General features: G+C 66.3%; 5 protein-coding genes and 1 pseudogene. 1 reads left to right on the forward strand and 5 read right to left on the reverse strand.

Annotated elements, in window-relative coordinates; genetic code table 11:
- Both BLX41_RS12740 and BLX41_RS12745 read right to left on the reverse strand, forming a co-directional pair.
- Positions 1 to 1,251 (reverse strand): annotated as a pseudogene (locus BLX41_RS12740) (serine hydrolase domain-containing protein); the annotation flags it as partial.
- A 138-nt stretch (positions 1,252 to 1,389) separates the two neighbouring features.
- Positions 1,390 to 1,956, reverse strand: a complete 567-nt coding sequence (locus BLX41_RS12745) for a GNAT family N-acetyltransferase (protein ID WP_123725160.1) — start codon at positions 1,954 to 1,956, stop codon at positions 1,390 to 1,392.
- A gap of 267 nt (positions 1,957 to 2,223) precedes the next feature.
- On the opposite strand from BLX41_RS12745, the gene BLX41_RS12750 reads away from it, so the two are divergent.
- Positions 2,224 to 2,655 carry an HD domain-containing protein gene (locus BLX41_RS12750; protein WP_123725161.1) on the forward strand — a complete coding sequence of 144 codons (432 nt, stop codon included), beginning with the start codon at positions 2,224 to 2,226 and terminating at the stop codon, positions 2,653 to 2,655.
- Positions 2,656 to 2,688: 33 nt separating this feature from the next.
- Here BLX41_RS12750 and BLX41_RS12755 read toward each other — a convergent pair whose 3' ends face one another.
- From BLX41_RS12755 to BLX41_RS12765, 3 genes are all read right to left on the reverse strand, one after another.
- A complete protein-coding gene (locus tag BLX41_RS12755) occupies positions 2,689 to 3,018 on the reverse strand; it encodes a hypothetical protein (protein WP_123725162.1) in 330 nt (109 codons plus the stop codon).
- Between the two features lie 53 nt (positions 3,019 to 3,071).
- A complete protein-coding gene (locus BLX41_RS12760) occupies positions 3,072 to 4,529 on the reverse strand; it encodes an amidase (protein WP_123725163.1) in 1,458 nt (485 codons plus the stop codon).
- Positions 4,530 to 4,634: 105 nt separating this feature from the next.
- The coding region (locus BLX41_RS12765) for an extracellular solute-binding protein (protein ID WP_259744795.1) at positions 4,635 to 5,474 on the reverse strand (840 nt) is incomplete at its 5' end.

A 5,474-nucleotide genomic window follows, 5' to 3' on the forward strand; every position in this document is an offset into this window, starting at 1 on the left:
CTGGCCGGTGCCACTCTCGACGAGGGCATTCTGGCCGAGGCCCGGCTGAACGTCTTGCCGAACAGGGTCGGGTCGCTGGCCTTCGGGGGCACCATGGGCCTGCAGCAGCATGCGTAGAACCTGAGTCACCAACGGCTGGGCCAGGGCTTCGCCGGAGCCGGAATTGCTCATCACGATCACCGCCAGTTGCTGTTGCGGGAGCACGCTGATCCGGGCGTGGAAATCATCGCCGGTGCCACTGTGCTGCCAGGTGCGAATCCCTGGGCTGACCCACTCGTCGCCACAGGGCGAGAGAAACCAGCCCAGGCCCACCTGACAGTCGAAATCCAGCGGATTGCCGGAGTTCTGCGGGCGCACCATCTCCTTGATCGAGGCCGGCGAAAGCAACGCTTGATGCTTGTAGCTCCCTTGGGCGAACAGCATCCGCACGTAATGACTCAGGTCCCGTGGACTGCTCCACAGGCCACCGGCGGACAGGTCGCGCACCAGGACATCTCCACTGCTGGCACCGTCTGCATAGCCTTGGGCGCGGTAGGGCTGGGCGCGGCTGCCGCCGGTGAAGCTCGACTGACTCATGCCCAGCGGGCGCAGCAGGCTTTTCTGCAATTGCTGTTCGAAGTCCAGGCCGCTGCTGCGCTCCACGGCCGCGCCCAGCAAGGCGTAGCCCAGGTTGGAGTAGGCGGTCTGGGTGCCCGGGGCATTGTTCAGCCAGACCCCGCTGACCTTTCTCGGCAGCTCGTCGAGGGCGTGGGGCGTGTGTGAATCGCGCAGGTATTCGGCGGGCATCCCGGCCTGATGGCTGAGCAGGCGGCGCAAGGTCACGGCCTGGTCGGCGGCGTTCTGGTCCTGGTGAAAGCGCGAGCGGACGTAGAACTCCTTGAGGCTGTCCTGCAGGGGCGCATCCAACTGCAGGCGTCCCTGTTCCACCAGCTGCATGACCGCCGTGGCGGTCAGCAACTGCGACAGGGCGCCGGCGCGAAACGCAGTGTTCTCGGTCACTTGCAGGCCCCGGGCCTTGTCGGCAAACCCAAAGCCCCGGGCCCAGATCAGCTCCTGGCCGTCCACCAGGGCGATGGACAGTCCCGGCACCTGGTGCTCGGCCATCTCCCGGGGGATGTACTGCTTCAAGTAACTGATGATGCTGGCGTAGTCGCCGGGCGCTATGACCGGCGGCGCGGGTGGCTGGCCGTTGCAACTGAGGCTGCTCAGCAGGATGCCCAGCAATGGCAGGCCGAGAAGTTTGGGGGACATACAGCACCCGACCGGAAATTCGATGAGCGGATGCTAGGGAAGGGCGTCTGAGGAGTCTTTGGCAGCTTTGTCTGGAAACTGTCAAAGAGTGTTAAGCGAAGGTGGCCGCGCCTCGGACCGAGGCGCGGCTTGGGCGGGTTACAGCGCCAGGCTATGGATGACCTGGGTGGCGTCGTCGGGGTCGATGGCGCTGCGCATGCCGAGGGTCTTCGCCAGGCGGCGCATGCTGTAGTTGGCGGCGGAATCCACCGAGTACATCTGCTGGAAACCGTTGCTGCGGGCTGCGTCGATCAGGTGCTGCATCAGCAGTGCGCCCAGGCCCTTGCCTTGCCATTCATCGGCGATGGTTACGGCAAACTCGCAGCGCCAGGGCTGGTCGTCCACCTGGGCGTAGCGGCTGATGCCGACTTCCCGCAGTTCGCCGTTGTCATGCACCAGGGCCACGTAGGCCACCCGTTGCGGGGTGCCGACATCCATCAACTGGTCCAGCAACTGGTCGCCCACTTCCTTGATCTCGCCGAGGAAGCGCTGGTGCCGGGTGACGGGGGAAAGGTTTTCGATAAAGGCCTTTTCCCGCTCCCGGTCCTGGGGCCGTAGCGGGCGGATCAGTACGTGGCTGCCGTCGCTCAGGGCGTCGATCCAGTATTGGCCTTGCTGGGCGGGAAATGGCGGTTGGGCGAGGACATCAAGGGCGCTGCTGGACATGATCAAGTCTCCGGAAAAGCAAAGGGCAAGCGATTGCCACAAGCTTTACTCCGCCGGCGACCCGGGTGCTTGACCGGTATCAATGTCCGCTGCTGTCGCACCTTGGCTGGCGATCACCGGTCATGGCCCGATCCGGGGCCTATCAGGTGGACGGGCACATGGTCGACGCACCAGTGCTGCAACGTACCCTGCATCTGCTGGCCCTGGCCTGAACCGGCCGGGTTAGTATGGCCGCAGCATTTTTGCCGAGATCCGGAGCCACAGCCCATGAGTACCCTGGAACGCGCCATCGCCATTGCTGCCCGGGCCCATGCCGGGCAAGTCGACAAGGGCGGGGCGCCCTACATCCTTCATCCCCTGCGGGTCATGCTGCGGCTGTCCGAGCCCCGGGAACGGCTGGTCGCGGTGCTCCACGACGTCATCGAAGACAGTCCGGTGACCCTGGAACAACTGCGTGGCGAAGGTTTCAGTGAAGAGGTGCTGCAGGCCCTGGCGGCGCTGACCAAGGTTGAGGGCGAGGACTATCCGGAGTTTATCCGGCGCGCAGCACAGAATCCTTTGGCGCGACGGGTGAAGCGCGCGGACCTGGCGGAGAACAGTGACCTGTCACGCATCCCCGAGCCCAGTGACGATGACCGGCGGCGCCTGGAGAAGTACCGCCAGGCCATCGAGTACCTCGACGGCCTGGACCGGCCTTGAGCCGCTAGCCCAGGGCCAGCGGCGCCGGGGCGTTCAGTTGCTGTAGTTGGAAAGGGCGACTTCGGCGTTGCGCGCCGGTGGCTTGCTGCCCCGGGTGCGCCAGTGCTCGATCAGGGCGCGGCCGTGGGCCAGGCCGGCTTGCAGGGCGGCTTCGGTGCTGGCGTAGTCGTTGCCGTAGGGCGGGCAGGCAAAGTGCACGGAAAAGCACGGGTGCTGGCCATGGCCGGTGAGGCGCCCCACGTAGCTGAAGCTGGCACCGGATTGATGTGCATAGAGGCTCGGCGAACTCGGCTCACGGATGATCATCACGTAGATGTCGTGGTCGAATTGAGTGTCTTGATACCAACTGCTAGAAGAATCCATGGTCCACCTCCTTGTCCGTAAAGCGGCGCGGTTTTGCTGCGTCAGCGGGTTGTTCAGTGCAGTTCACGCCCGGGGGCGTCCAGCAGTCCTGCGGGGTGAGCGAACACCCCGGCAGGCAGCAGTTTTTCCAAGGCCCGGGCGGCCCGCAGGACCAGCTCGTCACGGCCGAAGCGGGCGACGATCTGCAGGCCTATGGGCAGGCCGGCGGCGCTCAGGCCGCAGGGCATGCTCAGCGCCGGTTGGCGGCTGAAATTGAACGGGAAGGTGGTGGGCTGCCACATGGCGCTGATCTGCTCTGGCCAGTCGGGTGGCATCTGGCGCTCCACGGCGAAGGGCTCGACCACCGCAGTGGGGGTCAGCAGCAGATCGTAGTCGCCGAGAAAGTCATGCAGTTTTTGCGCGACCCGATGCCGCTCCTGCACTGCGCAGGCGTAATCCAGGGCATTGAGCTGGCGTGCGCGGACCTGGGCCTGCTGGAGGAAGTCGCCGACCAGGTGCTGGCGCTCCTCCGGGATTTCCTCGACCACCGCGCTGGCCACTTCCACCGGCCAGGCCCGCAAGTAATTCGCGGACGGCTGGCCGATGTCCGGCGAGGCCTGGACCACGCTCGCCCCGGCCTGCTGCAGCAACTGGGCAGTGGCCAGGCAACGGGCGGCAATCTGCGGATCGACATGGGCGGCATGGCCCAGGTCGGCGCTGAAAGCGATGCGCAGGCCGCTGATGCCGTCCTCGATGCCGGACAGGAACTGGCCGGGGGCATGGGGCCAGGCGAAAGGTTCGTCGGGCTCGTGGGCGCTCATCAGCTCCATCAGCAGGGCGATATCCCGTACATGCCGGGCAATCGGGCCTTCGGCGGCCATGCCGCCCGGGTCGATGCTCGGGCAGGCGGACACCAGGCCATGGCTGGGCTTGAAACCGATCACGCCGCAAAAGCTCGACGGGGTGCGGATCGATCCGGCGGCATCGTTGCCGGTGGCCGCCGGGGCGTAACCCGCGGCCACGCCTGCGGTGCTGCCGCCACTGCTGCCACCGGCATGCAGGGCCAGGTTCCAGGGGTTGCGGGTGATGCCGGTCAGCGGGCTGTCGGTCAGGGGTGTGCTGCCCAGTTCCGGCAGGGTGGTCTTGCCAATGAAGATCGCCCCGGCCTCGCGCAGCCGCGCCACCAGGCTGGTGTCGCGGGTCATGGGCGGGCGGTCGGCCAGCGCCCTGGAGCCGCTGCGGGTGTGCCAGCCCTGGATGTCGCTGTTGTCCTTGACCAGGATCGGGATGCCGTCCAGCCGGCCCAGCGGTTGTCCGGCGGCCCAGCGTGCGGTGGCCGCCCGGGCGGCGGCGAGGGCTGCCGCGTCCTGACGCTCACAGAGGGCGTTGAGTTGCGGCTCATGGCGTTCAATCCGGGCCAATACGGCCTGCAGCAGGTCCACCGGGGTGAACTGCCGGGCGGCAAAGCCGTGCAGCAATGCCTCGATGGACAGCAGGTGCAGGGCCGGTGGGCTGGACGGGGATAACGACATGGGCAGCTCTTCTATCAAGGCCGTCGGGCGCCGGGGGCGGTCCAACGGGCAAGGGTTGCGGATGCGCCGCTGGCGGCGGTCCGCACACCCTTGAGGGTGAGAAACTCAGCGGCCACTGGTGACCTTGACCCAGGTCCGGGTCCGGGTGCGTTCGGCCTTGGCCGGCAGCGGTGCCAGGGGGTACAGGCGGGTCATGGTCTCGGCGCTGGGGAACAGGTCCGGGTTGTCCAGCAGCGACTGCTGGATGAACGGCTTGGAGTCGGTCACGCCGTTGGGGTAGCCGACGTAGTTGCTGATGGAGGCGATGACTTTCGGTTCCATCAGGTAATTGAGAAAGGCGTGGGCGGTGTCCACATGCTTGGCGCCGGCGGGGACGGCCACGGTGTCGATCCACACCAGGGTGCCTTCCTTGGGAATGCGCATTTCAATGTGCACGCCGTTCTTGGCTTCGTTGGCGCGGTTGGCCGCCTGCAGGAAGCCGCCGGAGTAACCCACGGCCACACAGATGTTGCCGTTGGCGATATCGCCCATCCACTTGGCGCTGTGGAAGTAGCGCACATAGGGACGCAGCTTGAGCAGCAGGGCCTCGGCCTTGCGGTAGTCCTCGGGGTTCTGGCTGTTGGGGTCCAGGCCCAGGTAGTGCAGGGCCAGGGGCAGCATCTCGGCCGGCGAGTCGAGGAAGGTCACGCCGCACTGGCTGAGCTTCTTCAGGTTCTCTTCCTTGAACACCAGGTCCCAGCTGTTGACCGGGGCATCGGTGCCCAGCAGTTCCTGGACCTTGTCGCGGTTGTAGCCGATCAGGTTGGTGCCCCACATGTAGGGGATCACGTAGCGGTTGCCGGGGTCGCTTTGCTCCAGCAGCTTCATCACCGCCGGGTCGAGGTTCTTCCAGTTCGGCAGTTGGCCACGGTCCAGGGGCTGGAAGGCGCCGGCGCTGATCTGCTT

Origin of the sequence: Pseudomonas protegens, assembly GCF_003732485.1 — a bacterium.
GTDB lineage: Bacteria > Pseudomonadota > Gammaproteobacteria > Pseudomonadales > Pseudomonadaceae > Aquipseudomonas > Aquipseudomonas protegens_B.